Source organism: Caballeronia sp. INML1 (assembly GCF_023631085.1).
Lineage (GTDB): Bacteria > Pseudomonadota > Gammaproteobacteria > Burkholderiales > Burkholderiaceae > Caballeronia > Caballeronia turbans.
On record NZ_JALQDT010000059.1, the window covers coordinates 186,700 to 202,868 of the forward strand.

Here is a 16,169-nt window from a genome sequence, read left to right on the forward strand (position 1 = left end):
GCGATCGTGCGTGCGAGCGAATATCGATTCATTACCGTCTGGAGGATCGCGGCGCCGCTTCAATCCGTGTGGGACGCGATCCACGATCCGTCGGCGTGGCCGCATTGGTGGGCGTGCGTCGAACGTGTGATCGAAGTGGAAACGGGCGCGCGCGATGGCGTCGGCGCGTTGCATCGTTATACATGGAAAGGACGTTTGCCGTATCGCGTGCGCTTCGACATGCGTGTTACGCGCGTCGAGCCGCTGATGTCGCTCGAAGGGGAAGCGAGTGGCGATGTCGAAGGCTCGGGGTGCTGGCACTTTTCATCGCAGAATGACGTGACGATCGTGCGATACGAATGGCGCGTGCGCACCGGACGCGGATGGATGAAGCTGCTTGCGCCGATCGCGCGGCCGCTCTTCAAATGGAACCACGACTACGTGATGCAGCGCGGCGCCGAAGCGCTTGCAAGGCGGCTCGATGCGCGGCTCGTGGGCGTGGAGCATCGTGAAGCGCAGAGGTGAGGCGGGCTTGGCACCGGATCACCCCCGCACCGCAATCATGTCCTCGTCGCGGATATTCCACGTATTGATCCTCATCCGTTTTAGCCTTATCCCGCCGGCCTTAACGATTACACGGCAAGCGCCGCGCAATCACGCCGCGCCGCGACGATGCGCCCGCCATTGCGCACAGAAACCTCGTGAGGTCCGCGGCGGGCATCGGCCGGCACAGTCCGTCTGCATCCCATTGCGCGATATTGCGGCACACATTGCGCAACACCCAGTCGCCGATCTGAACGATGAGGCACGAGCGCATCGCGAAAGGGCGAGCTCGCGCAACGGGATCGATTCATAGCGACGTCGCCTGATCCAGCACCGATGCCAGAATCATCGCGCCCGCGTTGCCCGGAACCGGCCGCGGATTCGGCCCGTACACACGGTCGCCCGGACGGATCTCGACGCCGCTCATCGCGCACACGCCGGCGGTGCGCGCGCGCATCGCGCGCCACACCTGATCGCCATAGCAGCAGCGCGTCGGATCGCGCCATTCGATCGTCGCCGTGGTGCTCGACGGACGCTCGATCAGCTTCACGGTGACGCGGCGCTCGCCCGTTTGACTGAAGGGACGCCTCGCCGAAGGCGCCTCGAAACTCACGCCATCATTCAGCGACGTCAATCGAAAGATCGTCTGTGCCCACGGATCGAGCGCGATTGCAGCTTCGGCCATAGCCGGCTCCTTATTGAAGAATGGGGTGAACCGATCCGCTCACGCCGCCTCGAGCGGGTTTGTCTGCCAGTGCCTCGCCGTCGCGGCGACGAAGCGCCTGCGAAGGCCGCAGCGAAGCGCGATATCGAGAATGCGCATCGCGACCACTCCAAATTAATCAAACGAAAATCACGCGCCTAGCCGTACATACGGTTGACGAGACCGCCCATTGGTTGAGTCAACCTATATGAAGGTTTGATTCGCGCAGGGCTCGGCGAGGAGCTAACACCTTCGTATGAGCGCGTCAGACGCGCGCATGAGACGGCTCATCCGCACGTCGCATGCGATGCAGCCGGACGGTTCGATCCACGGCGCACGCGCCATGCGAACGTTTAGCCGATGCACCGATGGTTGGTGCGAGCACGCTCCTTCGTAGGTGTAGTCGAGGCGCGCGCCGGGCGATACATTGTCATCAAGGTCGCAACACGAACACAGACCGACGGCCTTGACCAAGGGAAACCGAAGAGAATATTTATTTCGGATACCCGAATACATACGCATCATCCACCAGGAATAGATCATGAAAAAATACCTCGTCAGCTTCACCCTCGTTGCCGCCACGCTCGCCGCGCCCGCTCTGGCATTCGCGCAGTCGAACGGTCCCGTCACACGCGCACAGGTCCGCGCCGATCTCGTCGCGGTCGAAAAGGCAGGTTATAACCCCGCGCTCGCGAGCGATCCGTACTACCCGTCCGACATTCAGGCGGCAGAAGCGAAGGTCGCCGCGCAACATGCCGACGCAGTGCGGACGTACGGGGGCGCGCAAACCGGCACGAGTGCATCGGGTGCACCGAAGCATGTCTCGATGAACAACACGTGCGTCGGCCCGATCGACTTCTGTCAGCCGTTCTTCGGTAGCTGATGCGCGCGTCCGGATCGATGATCTCTCATTCGCACAAGCGGAGTCCTTCATGAAGCGAATCTTGCAAGCAGCCTCGGTGCTGGCGCTGTCGGCCGGTGTGTTCGCATCGGCTGGCGCAATGGCTCAGAATGCCGCCCCGGCCGCCGATGCCCATGCGCCCGTCAGGAACATCGTCCTCGTTCACGGCGCGTGGGTCGATGGCTCGGGATGGAAGCCGGTCTACGACATCCTGACCCGGGACGGCTATCACGTCACGATGGTCCAGGAACCCCTGACCTCGCTCGAAGGCGATGTCGCCGCAACCAGGCGCGTGCTCGACCTGCAAAACGGTCCGACCATTCTCGTCGGCCATAGCTACGGCGGGTCGGTCATCACGGAAGCGGGCGTGCATACGAATGTCGCCGGGCTCGTCTACGTCGCGGCGCATGCGCCGAATGTGGGCGAGGACGAAGGCGCGCTCGGCAAGAAAACGCCCAGCTTCCTCGCGAAGCAGACGGACGCCGTCGAAAAGACAGCGGATGGCTACACGTACCTGAACCCCGCCGTCTTCCCGAAAGACTTCGCCGCGGATCTGCCGCTCAGGCAGGCCACGTTCGAATCGCGCTCGCAGATTCTGACATCGGCGCAAGTCTTCACGACGCCGCTGACGGCTGCAGCATGGACGTCGAAGCCGAGCTGGGGCATCGTCGCGGGCAGCGACAAGATCATCAATCCGGATCTCGAACGCTGGTACTACGAGCGCGCGCATAGTCACATCACGGTCATTCCCGGCGCGAGCCATTCCGTGTATGAATCGAAGCCGCAACAGGTCGCGGCGGTGATCGAAGATGCCGCGAAGCATGCGGTGCAATAGGTGACGCGATCGCGCGGCCGTCGTGCCCTTGCACGGCAGCCGCGCGTATTCGTCTGCGGTTTTCCCTTCTTGCCGCTTTCGCCGTCGATGCCTTATAACGTGTGTGGCCGCGCATGTGCCGCACGAGGTATCGAATGATGAGACGGAGGAAGCGATGGTTCGGCTGGTGATGATTCTTCTCGGCGTGGACTATCTGCGCACGCGATGGCGCTCGGTGATGACGCTCGGGCTGCTCAGCATCGCGCTCGGCGGCGTCATCTTCACCGACGCGCTCGACGGCTCGCTCTACTTTCCCATCATCCCCTTCGCGCTGATGATGCTGCTCGAAGGCCTCGCCACACTCGCCGTCGCGTGGACCGGCATGGGCGGTCAGCGCAAGCTGCGCTACGTGAAAGGCACGACGTTCTGCCTCTCGGCGCTGCTCGTGCTGTTCGGCGGCGAGCACGGCAACTTCGTGCTGTCGCTCATCTTCGGCACGCTCTTTCTCGTCGATGGCGCGTTGCAGATCGTCTCCGCGCGCGTGGTCCGCTATCGCAAATGGCGTCTCGCCACGGCAGGCGGCGTGCTCGAAATCGCAATCGCAATCTTTTTCTATCAGCCTTATCCCGATCACTATGCGGGCACGGTCGCCTATTGCGTCGCGTTCGGCCTCTTCTTCGGCGGCTGGAACATGATCCTGCTCGCGGCGCGCGTGCGGCGCATGGCGGCGAATCCCGCCGTCGAAGGCGAATCGGCTACGGCGGCGCAGGCAGAACCCGCGCGCGCCGCGCCGTCGTTCGCCGGCGCGGTCTTCGACGGCCCGCCCGCACCCGATGAAGCCGCGCTGACCGTGCACGTATGGACGCCGGTCGGCACGGCGAAGTCGCAGCCGAAGCGGCAGTTGCTGGTCGATCGCTATATCGCCGCTGTCGACAGGAACGGCACCATCTCGACGGGCCACGCGGCGCTGGAAACGCCCGAAGGCGTCTACATCAGCCTGTATCCCGCGGTCGAGATCGACCGCTCGCCGAACGAATTCACGCGCACGCTGCGCGCGACACGCGAGAACGACGTGCCCGGCCTCTTTCAGCCCGACTATGAAACCGAGTCGAAGGCGTGGTGTCCGTCGACGCAACAGGTGCGCATCCGCAACTACGATCCGGTGAGGCTCGCGCGCTTTTGGCAGGCGTATCGGCGTGACACGACCTATAACCTCACTTACCGCAATTGCTCGAGTTCCGTGGCGCGGGCGCTGGAAGCGGCGATCGAGGGTGCGTCGGCGCGCGTATGGGGCAAGGGCGGCGGATGGAAGCCGCTCGTGCGCATCATGACGACACCGGAGCTATGGGTCGCGGCGCAAGTGCGAAAGCGTGCCGCGACGATGGCCTGGACGCCGGGCCTCACGCTCGATTACGCGCGCGCGCTCAGCATGCTCGCCGACCCGCGTCACTCCGGCTGGGTGAAGATGGCGCGCATCGCGGTCGCGACGATGTATCGCTCGCGGCAGCGCTGGCGCGCCGAAGAGCATGCGGCGGCGCGCGCGCAAGGAGAAGCGTCGGTGGAAGCGGAACGGCGCACCGGATGAAGCGATGATTCGATGCGCGCGATTTACTGATCGCTCGCCTTGTCGATGGCCTTGCGCGAGCGGCTGCCGCGCGATGACGATTTGCGCGATGGCTTTTCCGCCTTCGATTCGGCAACCGGTCCGGCGGCGATCACCGCGCTTTCGTTCGATACATCGGCGACGCTCTGCTTCGTCGCAGTCTTGCGCGCACGGCTCCGCGCGGCCGGCTTTTTCGGCGCGGATGCGGGCGCGGGTGTAGCTTCCGCTTGCGGTTCGAACGTCTCGCGTTCGACCGGCATCGGTGCCTCTTCCACGAACGCGACCGGTTCGTGCGCGGCTTTCCTTGCGTCTCGTCGCTCTCTGCGGCTGCTTTTCCCCGCGCCTTCGTGTTCTGTCGGAGCGACCGGCGTCGATGCTTCTTCCTCGAACACGACGGGCTCGGGCGCGGCCGCGTGCGCACTCTTCCTTGCGCCGCGGCGCTCTCGGCGTCGGTTGTTCCCAGCGCCTTCGTTTTCTTTCTGGACGACCGGCGCCTCGGGTTGCCTCACATCGACCGCCGCGGCCTGAGCGGACTGAGCGGAGCGAAACACGAATGCGCCGGATTTGTCGTCGCGGCCCACTTCGAGCAGACCGCGCGACTGCGCTTCATCGAGCAGATTGCCGAACGCACGAAAGCCATATTGCGTTTCGCTGAAGCCCGGCTTGCGGCGCTTGATCGCGCTCTTCAACACCGACGCCCAGATCTTGCCGCTCTCGCCGCGCTCCGATGCGAGCGCCTCGAACGTCTCGACGGTGATCGCGATGGCCTGCGACTTGCGCGAGTCCGTCTCCTGCCTGGGATGCCGTTCTTCATCGGGCGCGCGTTTCGATTCGCGCTGTTCGCGCTTGGCGATGGCGCGTTGCTGCTCGCGCACGAGGTCGTCGTAGAAGATGAACTCGTCGCAGTTCGCGACGAGCAGGTCGGACGTCGATTGCTTCACACCTACGCCGATGACCTTCTTCGCGTTCTCGCGCAGCTTCGACACGAGCGGCGAGAAGTCGGAGTCGCCGCTGATGATGACGAACGTATCGACGTGTGATTTCGTGTAGCAAAGATCGAGCGCATCGACGACGAGGCGAATGTCGGCCGAGTTCTTGCCCGACTGGCGCACGTGCGGAATCTCGATCATCTCGAAGCTCGCCTCATGCATCGCCGATTTGAAGCCTTTGTAGCGATCCCAGTCGCAATAGGCTTTCTTGACGACGATGCTTCCCTTCAGCAGCAGGCGTTCGAGCACCGGCCGGATATCGAATTTCTCGTACTTCGCATCGCGAACGCCGAGCGCGACGTTTTCGAAGTCGCAGAACAACGCCATGCTGACGCTTTCCTGAGGTCCAGCCATATGATTCTCCAGCCCGTGCGGCTTGTTTGGAATGCGCACATGATAGCTTGTCGGCCCGATGGCCGTTCATGACTCGCCGCCCCCGACGTTCAAGGTCTTCTCGCGTCGCGCCAGCAGATCGTCGAGCGTCTCGTTCGCCTCGCGCATCAGACGTTCGACGACTTCGCCCGCGGATGTCCGCTCGCTCACCAGCGCCGACGATTCCCCCGCGAAAAGCGCCATTTTTTCGAGATCGCCGGTCGTCGATCGCAGCGGAGAGATCGTGCTGTATTTTTCGACGGCACCCCATTCGTCATGCGCGATGACTTCGCGCGGCAGCGCATAGGGATCGTTGCCGAAGAGATGATCGCGCGCCGCATCCGTCAGGCTGTTCGCGAGCACGCGCACCGGTGAGCCGGCGGGCCAGTTGATCGCGTAGAGGTCGGTGTGGACGGTGTCGCCCGCGCGCGCATCGATCACGCGTTGCTTGTGATAATCGTGCGCATAGGATTCGTGCGTCGGCAGGAAGACAGTGCCGCAATGCACGCCGCTCGCGCCCAGCGCCAGCGCCGCAACGAGCCCCGCGCCCGTCGCGATGCCGCCCGACGCGACCACCGGCACACGGATATGCGCGGCGATTTCGGGTAGCAGCGTCATGATGCCGGTCGAGCCGCGCACATGGCCGCCCGCCTCGACGCCTTGCGCCACGATCACATCGGCGCCGGCCTTTTCCGCGCGAAGCGCATCTTCGAGCGAGCCGACCTGATACAGCACGAGCGCGCCGCCGTCTTTCGCGCGCGCGACGATATCGGGGTACACGTCCCAGAAAAAGCAGATCGCCGGCACCGCCAGTTCGAGGCAGGCGTCGAGCTCGGCGGCCAGCAAGCCGGGTTTCGTGCCCGTCGGAATGAGGTTGACGCCGAATGGCCGATCCGTCGCGGCGCGCACGGCGGCGACTTCGTCGGCGATCGTCTCGGGCGATTCGCGCACCATGCCGAGCAATCCGAAGCCTCCCGCACTCGACACCGCCGACGCGAGTTCCGCACGCGCGGGGCCTCCCATGCCGGCGGAGATGATCGGATAAAGGCAGCCGAGCACGCGGGTCAACTCGGTATCGAAAGGCGCAGCGTTCGCGGTCATGTCGTCCTCGCGCGATGAACGGCCCGAAAGCAAGTGCCGGACCCTCGCCAAAGCCTAGTCCCGACCGGACTGGCTTTCAAGCTGACTCATGACGGATGGCGCTTCGTCGGCGAGAGCGCTTCGCGGACTGTGGCCTGAGAAGCGCAGTCAGGGCTTCGCATGACGCGCGGCGAGCGCGGCAAGGTCGCGGCGGACCCAGTCGGCGTCGGCGGCGAATTTTTCGTCGGACATGCCGGGCTGGCGGAACAGCGTGAGCGCCACTTCGGCGCCCGCGCCGTTCTGATAAACGCGCAATGGTACGTAGACCTCTTCACCGTTCGGCAGACCGACGTAATGATCCATCACGCCGAGCGCGTTGTGACCGGTGAAGCGGATCGTCACATCGCCTTCGGGACCGCGGGCGCGCCAGTGGTCGCCCAGGTCTTCGAGCGTGGACTGCGCGAGTCCGGACGCCCATGTCGGAAAGACCTCCGGATGCCAGATCGCTTCATAGAGCTCGCGCCAATCGCGATCGATCGTGACGGTGAGGGTCTGCGTTTGCATCGTCACATGAAGATCACGTTTCGATCTTCGACATCACCGCGGTCGCCGGATCGTAGCGATAACCCTTTTGCGCGAGCTGCTGCGCCATCTTGTCGCCGATCATCTTCTGCTGCGACTCGCGGAACACGAGTTCGTGATCCGGCTTCAGGCGCTCCAGCTCGACCGCGAGCCTGCGCATCAGCGCGACTTCGCCGGTGCTGCGAGCATCGATAAAGAGGATCTTCTCGTTGGCCACATCGAGACGCTGGCGCAAGTCCTTCGCGTAGGTGACCCATTGCTCGGCGTTGGCGCGGAGATCGTCATAGGCCTTCGAATGCGCCTTCGCCTGCGCCGAGATCTGACGCTGCAGCGACGCGAGCTCCGACTCGTCGCCCTGCTCCTTCTCGACGAGGCGCTTCGCGAGATCGGTCGCGTTCTTCTCGGCGGCCTCGGCGCGCTCGCGCAACGCGTTGACATCGTTCGACACGCGCGCGAGTTCGGCGCCCTGCTCGGCCTTCTCTTCCATGAACGCGCTGATCTGCTTGCGGGCTTCATCCAGCTCGGCGCTGACACGGCCAGCGTGATCGCGGTACGCGGTAATTTCGGCGTTTCGCGCAGCTGCGTTCTCACGCTCCGCCGCGAGCGCGACGCGCACTTCGTTCAACTCCACCTCCAGTGCGGCGACGTGCGCGAGGCTTTCGCTCGCCTGCGCCTCGGCGGCCTGCGCGCGCCCGTGCGCGGCGATCGCATCCTGCGACCAGCGTTCGACTTCAGCCGATTTCTCCTGCGATGCGAGGCTCAACGCTTCATGCTGTTGCCGCGCCTGATCGCGCTCTTGTGCGATGCGCGCGAGCTCGTCGTCCTTGCCCGCCATCAATGCATGCAGTTGCGCGTGATCCTGAAGCACGCGGTCGCGCTCTTGCGCAATGCGCGCAAGCTCTTCGTCCTTGCCCGCGAGCGATGCGCTCAACTGCTCGTGCTGCTCCCGCGCCTGATTGCGCTCGTCGGCGATGCGCGCGAGTTCCTCGTCCTTGCCAGTCAGCGACGCGTGCAAATTGCCGTGCTGCTCGCGTGCCTGATCGAGCTCATCGGCGAGACGCGCGAGCGCTTCGTCCTTGCCCGACATCGACGCATGCAATTCCGAATGGTCCTGCCGCGCCTGATCGCGCTCTTGTGCGATGCGCGCGATGTCTTCGTCCTTCGCCGACAACGCCGCGTTCAGCGCATCCTTCGCGCGCCGCTCTTCTTCGAGCGACGCCTTCACGGCTTCCAGTTGCGCCTCGCCCGCCGATACGCGCTGCAACGCTTCCTCGACGCGCGTCTCTGCGGTCTGCGCGCGCGCCGTGACGGCTTCGAACTCCTGGCGCAAGCGCGCGACCGACTCTTCCGATGCCCGCAACGCGCTCACCATCTCCGTCATTTGCTGGCGGCTCTTCGCGGCCTCGTCGCCGGTCTTCTGGAACTCGGCGAGCGCCTCGTCACGCTCCGCGAGCGCGGTCGAAAGCCGCTGGCTCACCGCAGACAGACGCTGGCCGGACATCCGTTCGGTTTCGTCGCGAGAAACGGTCCAGAGCCGCCGCGCGACGTTCACGTGCGTCTCGGCGAGGTCGTCGGGGAGTCCGGTCGGCGCCTGCTGCTGCGGCACGTCCGGGGAACGCGCCTCGCGCCAGCGTTGCAGGCCTGCCGCGATGGCGACGACCGAGCCGCTGCCGGCCTCCGTCCAAACGGTCACGGGGGAAACCTTGCGGCCTTCTTGCGTCAGGCGGTCGGCGATCGACGCGATTTGCTCGTCGGTAATGATGTCTACGTCTGTGGGCATAAGCGCCTCGAAAATCAGTGGCGTCGCACTCAAAAAACTGCGATACGTTGTTACATTCGGCTGAATCCGCGCCAGGGCGGAACGGGATGATACCCATTTTCCACGCCTCGCCATTGCGCAGCGCGTCACGTGCCCTCGAAAACGGGATTTTGCAGCGAGAGTGTATCGCTTGAGAGGCGATAATTTCGAGACGTAATACGTTATTCACAGAAACGCATCGAGCCCGGACGGGCCATCCGTCCGGGCTTCATTGAATCGAGCAAACCGCGCGCTTACGGCCTTGCGAAAACCGGACCGAGCCCGATGACGTTCGCATCTGTCGAACGCGCGCCCGATGCAAAGGCGCCGTTCACCGGCGCACCGTAGGCGGTCAGGCCCTTCGCGGCATCGACGCGCGCCTGCGCGGCCTGGATGTTTTGCGGATACTGCGTCTGGTCGCTCGCCGGATCGTAACCGGCCTTTTGCAGCTCGACGAGCTGCGCGCGTACTTCCGCACGGGTGATCGGCTGGTTCGACTGCGCGAACGAGAAAGCCGGAAGCGCGACAGCGGCAGCGACGATAAGCGATTGGATGACTTTCATGATTGACCTCCAGAGAATGGGATGGAAACCCGTCTTGTCGATCCGCGCCGTGTTGCGAATCGTTCGGGCATGGAGGTATTAGAACCGGCGCACGTATCTGGCTTGTTTCGCGGCACGCAGGTTATGAAACGCCGTGTGTCGGGCTTCACTGCGGATACAGTGCGATACAAAGAGGACGGCCCGCCGCGCCGTCTACAATCGGCTTGCCGTATCGAAACAGGACACGATCGGGACCACACAGGGAGGAGACCCATGCAGACCCCGCGCCCTTCGCTGAACGCCCTGCGCGCGTTCGAGGCCGTGGCGCGCCTGCGCAGCATGACGCTCGCCGCGCAGGAGCTGTGCGTCACGCACGGCGCGATCAGCCGGCAGGTGAAGGCGCTCGAGGACACGCTCGGCCTCACGCTGCTCGTGCGCTCCGCGCAGTCGTCGGACCCGACGCCCGAAGGCAGGCGCCTCGCCGAGGGACTTACTACCGCGTTCAATCTCATCGACGCGAGTATCGAGCAGTTGAAGCCCGAGCCGCTCACGCTGTCGTGCTCCGCGACCATCATGATGAACTGGCTGATTCCGAGGATCGCGGGGTTTCATCGGCGCTATCCGCAGACCGAGCTCAAGTTCAACATGAACTACGACCAGATCGATTTCGTGCGCGACAAGATCAGCGTCGCCATTCGCGCGAACACGATCGAGCCGCCGAAGGACGCGGTCACGCGCACGCTCATCGACGAATGGATCGGGCCGGTGTGCTCGCCGGAGTATGCACAGTCGATCGGACTCGCAACGCCTGCCGATCTCGCGCGCGCAAAGCTGCTGTCCACCCGCACGCGCCCGGAGGCGTGGACGGACTGGTATCACGCGACGAACCTCGCGCCGATCGCCGGCGCGAGCGCGGATGCCTACGATCACTTCTATCTGCTGATTCAGGCGGCCGTGTGCGGTCTCGGCGTGGCGCTCGTACCGCAGTTGCTCGTGATGAACGATCTCATGTCCGGCAAGCTCGTTGCGCCGTTCGGCTTCGCGCCGGGTCCGCGTCAGCTCGTGCTGTGGGTCGCGCCGCATCTGCGCGCGCATGCCGACGTCGCGCAGCTGGAGCGCTGGCTGATCGAAGAGATGAACGAAAGTCTGGAGCAGATGACCGCGTTCCTGCGCGCGCGGGACGACGAAGCGCTCAGGACGTGAAGAACATGCCGTAGAGCGCGCTCGCACGCGAGAGGCGCGCGTGCATCGCGATCGCCGCGGCGATGCTCTCGTTGATCCGCCGTGCCTCGCAGAGCCATCGAAATCGCCCGTCTTCGATGAAACCTCACGAAGCCCCGGTCCATGAAGCGCCGTCGCGCACGTCGCCGAAGAAAGACGCGCGGCCGATCTGTCCGCCTTTCAGCACGATTTCGATCCCGTCGCGCGCCGGATCGTCGGACCACGCGCGGCACAGCGGCGCGCCCGGCGCCATGGCCGCCGCGACGCTCAATGCCGTGATGCCGAGCCTGCTCGCCACTTCGCCGGAACTGTCGCCGCCCGCGACGACGACGCGGCGCAACGGCGTGCGATCGAGCAGCCGGCGCATCACCTCGGCAAGCGCTTCGCCAACCCGGCGCGCGGCGTCCGCGCGGCTCAGTCCGGCGTGCGACGCCATGTCGTCGAATGCGAGCACGGCGGGGTCGTCCGGGCCTTCGGCGCTGAAGACGATCGGGCTTTCGCCAGCGCACACCGCACGAACCGCGGCGCCGGTCACGCGTTCGATTTCGGCTTCGCGAGATTGCGCATTATCGAGTGCGCGGCGCAAGTCCAGGCGCTCGACGCAAAAGCCGTGCTCGCGCGCCCAGCGAATCTGCCCCGCCGTCACGGGCGAACAGCTTCCGCTGACGGCCGCGATCACAGCGGCGGGCGATGCGTCGGGCAAGCCCGGCGTCTGCGGCACGAGCCCGTTCGCGCGCCAGTGCGCCGCGAGCGCGTACTGCAGTCCCGACGACGACGCCGTGAACACGCCCTCGCCGCGCGCCTCCCACACGAGCTTGCCCGCGGCGGCGAGCGTCTCCTCGTCGAGCACGTCGATCATGACGACGGGCGTGCCGTCGTTCGCGAGCGCGCTCAGGCGTTCGCGAACATCCGGCGAACGCAACTGCACGAAATCGATCAGGCGGATGCGCCGCTCCGTCTGCCGGCCCAGATGCACGCGCAGGTCCGCTTCGTCCATCGGCGTGACGGGATGACGCGACATCGTAGGATGACGGTCGAGCCGATGGCCCTCGCCGTCCACTGCCGCGAACAGATTGCCGAAGGCCTGATAGCGCTTGAGGCGCGGCGCGCCGACGATCATCGGCGACCACCTGCCGCGCATCTGCGCGACGCCGATGTCGATCGCGCGGCCTATCGAACCCGTGTGCGGCGATGAATCGAAAGTCGAGCAGACCTTGTATTGCAGGATGGGCGCGCCCAGCGCGGCGAGGCTCGCAAAGGCGTGCGGCAACTCGTCGTCCATCCATTGCGGACTGCGCCCGCGCGATGATCCCGCCAGCCCGACGCAACGCACATCGGGAAAGCGCGCGAGCAGTTCGGGCGCGGGCGCTTGCAGGCACAGAAGCGTCGGCACGCCGGCGGCGGTCATCGCTTCCATCGCGTCGGTGGAACCGGTGAAGTCGTCGCCGTAGTACGCGAGCAGCAGGCCGTCCGGCCATTGCGTGCTCATTTCCAGAACTCCAATGCGCTCTTCAGCGCAGGGCTGCGTTGCGCATGACGGGCGAGCGGCACGCCTTCGATCGCAGCGACCCAGGACTCGCGCAATGCCTCGACGCCCGCCGCGACGCCGCCCGGATGCCCGAAAATGCCGCCGCCCGCCGTGTGAATGAGATCCGCGCAGCCGATTGCGGCATACGTGTCCGCCGCCTGCAAGCCCGTCTGGCCCGAGCTGAACACGGGCATCGCGGTCAATGGCGCTTCGTCCATCACCGGCGACAGGACCGCGCGGGCCGCCGCGATCACGCTTTCGTCGGATTCGCTGAACTTGTTGCGCAGGCCGTTTACGTGCAGATGATCCGCGCCCGCGAGCCGCCACAGCATCTGCCACGGCGCATAGTCCCAGCCGAGCGCTTCGGCGCGCGTCAGATAACCCCAGCCCGCGCGATGCGCGTGGATCGGCAACTGACTGTGCTTGCGCAACTCGGTCATGCCGACGAGACCGATCGAATTGAGCACCGCCATCACGCACGTGCCGCCCTGTTCGAGCACGAGATCGTGACGACGCTTCATCTGATCGAGATCGCCTGTCACGTTGAACGCGACCATCACCTTCTTGCCGGTGCGCTCGGCGTGATCGTTCACGACGCGCATCACCGCGCGCACGCGTTCGTCGAACGGGCAATGCGAGCCGTCGCCTTGCAATTCGTCATCCTTGATGAAGTCGATGCCGCCCGCCACCAGTTCCTTCACCTGCGCGGCGGTTTCCTGCGGCGAAAGCCCGACGCTCGGCTTGATGATCGTGCCGATGAGCGGACCGTGCGACACGCCCGACAGCTTGCGCGTACCCTCGATGCCGAACGCGGGCCCCGGATACGCCGCCGCGAATGACGCGGGCAGGCGCAGCCCGGTCAGACGCAAGCCCGACACCTGCCGCAATTCGAAGAGATTGCCCGCGATCGTCGACATCAGATTCGGCAGCGACGGCCCGAAGTTACCGATCGGCCACGAAAGTTCGAGCACGCATTGCGTATAACGCTTCGATGCGGCGCCTCCCGGGAGACTCGGCGTCTCGGCATGGCCCAGCACTTCGAGCCGTTCGATGCGCGCGCCCGAGCGAGCCTTGAGTTCGGGCGTCTCGTTGGGCAGCGCGATGAAGGTGCCGCTCGACTGCTCGCCCGCGATGGTCTCGGCGGCAAGGCCCGGATCGACGCCGGTTTCGAGCCAGTAAGTGGCGTGGATGCGTTCGGTCACAGTCAGTTCCTCGATGGCGATTCGGTTGCGATCTTGCTCGTGCAGCGCGCAATTTTCAGGTGATACGGCGAATGCTCTCCGCGATTTCCTCGCGGTCGAACACCTTCTTCCAGTCATCGCGCATCAGGCGCGGCTTGCCGAATTCGATCGCCTTGTTGCACGCATCGGAGAATGCGCCGGGAATCTCGTTGAAGATCACTGCGCCGAGAATGTTCATGTGGCCGAGCAGGAAGTCGCGCGCCGCCTGTTCGGGCACGCCGCGCCTGATCGTCTCATCCATCGCTTCGCGCATCACGTAGAGCAGCGTCGCGCAGATGGTTTCCGACAGGCCCGGCTCCAGGATCGCCATCTGATCGACGGTCAGCCGATACGAACGCAGGATCGGCGCGTAGATCACCTTCGCGACGGCCTCGCCCAGATCGAACGCTTCCTCCGGCCCTTGCATCAGCGCGCTGACGATCGACTGCTTCGCGTGCGCGCCGCCGAAGTGGTCATGCAACGACTTCTCGTCGAGGTCGTAGTTGAAGATGATCGGATGGCACGGATGCGCGACGAAATACGTCAGATCCTTGCGGTCCGGAAGATGGCCGGCGAAAGGCGCGGCGGCATCGAGCGTCATGACCATCGTGCCCGGCGACAGCTTGGGCGCGATGTCGTGCGAGAGCTTGCCGATCAGCGTATCGGGCACGGCGAGGATCACGACCTGCGCACCGTCGAGCGCGGCATCGGCGCTGACGCATTCGATACCGAGTTCATCCTTCAGCCGCTTCTGTCCGGCCGCGCCCGGCTCGACATGCGCGACGCGATAGTCCGACTTCAGCAGGTTGCTCGAGAGGCGCACGCCCATCTTTCCGCCTGCTCCGAATAACGCGATCTTTTCCTTCATTTCGATGACTCCGGTGTGAGGTGAGTGTTCAATGTGCGTTGGCCGCGACGGCATCCGGCGCGCGTTCCTGACTCGTGCGTCCGATGGCGAAGGCGAGCGCGGCGGACATCAGCATCATTGCGCCGACGATCAGCATCGGCAGTTGATACGAGCCCGTCGCGTCCTTCGCCATGCCGGTGATGTACGGCGCGACAAAACCCGCGAGATTTCCGACCGTGTTGATGAGCGCGATGCCCGCTGCCGCCGCCGCACCCGAAAGAAAGCGCACGGGCAGCGCCCAGAAGTTCGGCAGCGCGGAGAAGATCGCGCAGGCCGTCACGGTGATCACGGCGATGGTCGCGGCGGGCGAGCCCATCTGCATCGCGAGCGGCACGCTCAACGCGCCGATCAGCGCCGGCACGCCGATATGCCACGAGCGCACGCCGCGCTTGGTTGCGTCGCGGCTCCACAGGAACAGGGCGATCGCGGCCGGCAGATACGGAATCGCGGTGATCAAACCCTTCTGGAACACGTTGAAGTGCGTGCCGAAGCGCGCCTCGAAGCCGCCGATGATGGTCGGCAGGAAGAACGCGAGCGCGTAAAGCCCGTAGATCAGGCCGAAGTACATCAGCGCGAAGAGCCAGACACGGCCACTCATCAGCGCGGCGACGGGGTTGCCGTGGACCTTGCTGGCCGATGCGCCTTTCGCGCGGTCTTCCTCGTCGAGGCGCGTCGTGAGCCAGTCGCGCTCGGCGGCCGTGAGCCAACGGGCGTCAGCGGGTTTGTCCGCGAGATAGAACCACGCGATCACGCCGACCAGAATGGCAGGAATCGCGACGCCGAAGAACATGATGCGCCAGCCGGCGAGATCGAAGAAGCCGTGCGCCTGGATCAGAAGCGCGGCGAACGGCGCGCCGATGACGATCGTGAGCGGTTGCGCGAGATAGAAGAGCGCGAGGATGTGGCTGCGATGCTTCGCGGGCACCCACGTGCTCAGGAAGAGAATCGCGCCGGGAAAGAAACCCGCTTCGGCAACGCCCAGCAGAAAGCGCAGCGTATAGAGCCCGTTTACGCTGCTCACCCAGGTAAAGAGCAATGCGACGATGCCCCACGTCACCATGATGCGCGCGAGCCAGCGGCGCGCGCCGAACTTGTGCAGCGCGAGATTGCTCGGAATCTCCAGCACGATATAGCCGATGAAGAACACGCCCGCCGCGAAACCGAACTGTGCGGCGGTGAGGCCGAGATCCTTGGTCATTCCGTTCGGGCCGGCGAACGAGATCGCGGTCCGGTCGAGAAAGTTGATGAAGAACATCAGCGCGACGAACGGCACGAGCCGCCACGACACTTTTCTGATCGCCGATCGCTCGACGGACTGCGTTTGCACAACGTTCATGTCTCCTCCAGGCGTGGCGCACGAGTGTGGTCAACTGGTGTGACGAGTAGA

Annotated in this window: 15 protein-coding genes; 5 read left to right on the forward strand and 10 right to left on the reverse strand. The window is 65.0% G+C overall.

The annotated features are described in order from the left end of the window. Positions 1-6: 6 nt before the first annotated feature. A complete protein-coding gene (locus NCR38_RS23780; RefSeq protein ID WP_061117180.1) occupies positions 7-504 on the forward strand; it encodes an SRPBCC family protein in 498 nt (165 codons plus the stop codon). Positions 505-829: 325 nt separating this feature from the next. On the opposite strand, the gene NCR38_RS23785 is transcribed toward NCR38_RS23780, so the two are convergent. Beyond that, the gene (locus NCR38_RS23785; protein WP_061117182.1) at positions 830-1,207 is read right to left on the reverse strand and encodes a DUF3331 domain-containing protein; all 378 of its coding nucleotides are present in this window, start codon (positions 1,205-1,207) and stop codon (positions 830-832) included. Positions 1,208-1,766: 559 nt separating this feature from the next. Between NCR38_RS23785 and NCR38_RS23790 the strand changes: the two genes are divergently transcribed. The 3 genes from NCR38_RS23790 to NCR38_RS23800 all read left to right on the forward strand — a co-directional run bounded on the left by NCR38_RS23790 (position 1,767) and on the right by NCR38_RS23800 (position 4,525). After that, positions 1,767-2,108: a DUF4148 domain-containing protein gene (locus NCR38_RS23790; RefSeq protein WP_061117183.1), complete on the forward strand. Its 342-nt coding sequence runs from the start codon at positions 1,767-1,769 to the stop codon at positions 2,106-2,108. A 49-nt stretch (positions 2,109-2,157) separates the two neighbouring features. Further along, a complete protein-coding gene (locus NCR38_RS23795) occupies positions 2,158-2,961 on the forward strand; it encodes an alpha/beta hydrolase (protein WP_250477694.1) in 804 nt (267 codons plus the stop codon). A 154-nt stretch (positions 2,962-3,115) separates the two neighbouring features. Further along, positions 3,116-4,525 carry an HdeD family acid-resistance protein gene (locus tag NCR38_RS23800; protein WP_061117280.1) on the forward strand — a complete coding sequence of 470 codons (1,410 nt, stop codon included), beginning with the start codon at positions 3,116-3,118 and terminating at the stop codon, positions 4,523-4,525. A 23-nt stretch (positions 4,526-4,548) separates the two neighbouring features. On the opposite strand, the gene NCR38_RS23805 is transcribed toward NCR38_RS23800, so the two are convergent. The 5 genes from NCR38_RS23805 to NCR38_RS23825 form a co-directional block, all read right to left on the reverse strand. Next, entirely contained in the window at positions 4,549-5,886 is a 1,338-nt protein-coding gene (locus tag NCR38_RS23805) for an NYN domain-containing protein (RefSeq protein WP_061117185.1), read from the reverse strand. 66 nt (positions 5,887-5,952) lie between these two features. Continuing rightward, positions 5,953-7,005 carry a nitronate monooxygenase family protein gene (locus tag NCR38_RS23810; RefSeq protein WP_250477695.1) on the reverse strand — a complete coding sequence of 351 codons (1,053 nt, stop codon included), beginning with the start codon at positions 7,003-7,005 and terminating at the stop codon, positions 5,953-5,955. 147 nt (positions 7,006-7,152) lie between these two features. Next, a complete protein-coding gene (locus tag NCR38_RS23815) occupies positions 7,153-7,548 on the reverse strand; it encodes a hypothetical protein (RefSeq protein WP_061117187.1) in 396 nt (131 codons plus the stop codon). Between the two features lie 13 nt (positions 7,549-7,561). Then, positions 7,562-9,346, reverse strand: coding sequence for a DNA-binding protein (locus NCR38_RS23820; protein WP_250477696.1), 1,785 nt, complete (start codon positions 9,344-9,346; stop codon positions 7,562-7,564). 272 nt (positions 9,347-9,618) lie between these two features. Next, on the reverse strand, positions 9,619-9,927 hold the full coding sequence (locus tag NCR38_RS23825; protein WP_061117189.1) for a DUF4148 domain-containing protein: 309 nt from the start codon (positions 9,925-9,927) through the stop codon (positions 9,619-9,621). 252 nt (positions 9,928-10,179) lie between these two features. Here NCR38_RS23825 and NCR38_RS23830 point away from each other — a divergent pair, with 252 nt between their 5' ends. Continuing rightward, positions 10,180-11,109 carry a LysR substrate-binding domain-containing protein gene (locus NCR38_RS23830; protein ID WP_061117190.1) on the forward strand — a complete coding sequence of 310 codons (930 nt, stop codon included), beginning with the start codon at positions 10,180-10,182 and terminating at the stop codon, positions 11,107-11,109. A gap of 124 nt (positions 11,110-11,233) precedes the next feature. Here NCR38_RS23830 and oiaK read toward each other — a convergent pair whose 3' ends face one another. The 4 genes from oiaK to NCR38_RS23850 are packed head-to-tail and all read right to left on the reverse strand — an operon-like array spanning position 11,234 to position 16,118. Continuing rightward, entirely contained in the window at positions 11,234-12,616 is a 1,383-nt protein-coding gene (gene oiaK, locus NCR38_RS23835) for a 3-oxo-isoapionate kinase OiaK (RefSeq protein WP_061117191.1), read from the reverse strand. Beyond that, positions 12,613-13,857: a ribulose-bisphosphate carboxylase large subunit family protein gene (locus NCR38_RS23840; protein WP_061117192.1), complete on the reverse strand. Its 1,245-nt coding sequence runs from the start codon at positions 13,855-13,857 to the stop codon at positions 12,613-12,615. The genes oiaK and NCR38_RS23840 overlap by 4 nt, the downstream gene beginning before the upstream one ends. Positions 13,858-13,912: 55 nt before the next feature. After that, a complete protein-coding gene (locus NCR38_RS23845; protein WP_061117193.1) occupies positions 13,913-14,743 on the reverse strand; it encodes a phosphogluconate dehydrogenase C-terminal domain-containing protein in 831 nt (276 codons plus the stop codon). A gap of 28 nt (positions 14,744-14,771) precedes the next feature. Further along, the gene (locus NCR38_RS23850; RefSeq protein ID WP_061117194.1) at positions 14,772-16,118 is read right to left on the reverse strand and encodes an MFS transporter; all 1,347 of its coding nucleotides are present in this window, start codon (positions 16,116-16,118) and stop codon (positions 14,772-14,774) included. Positions 16,119-16,169: the final 51 nt, after the last annotated feature.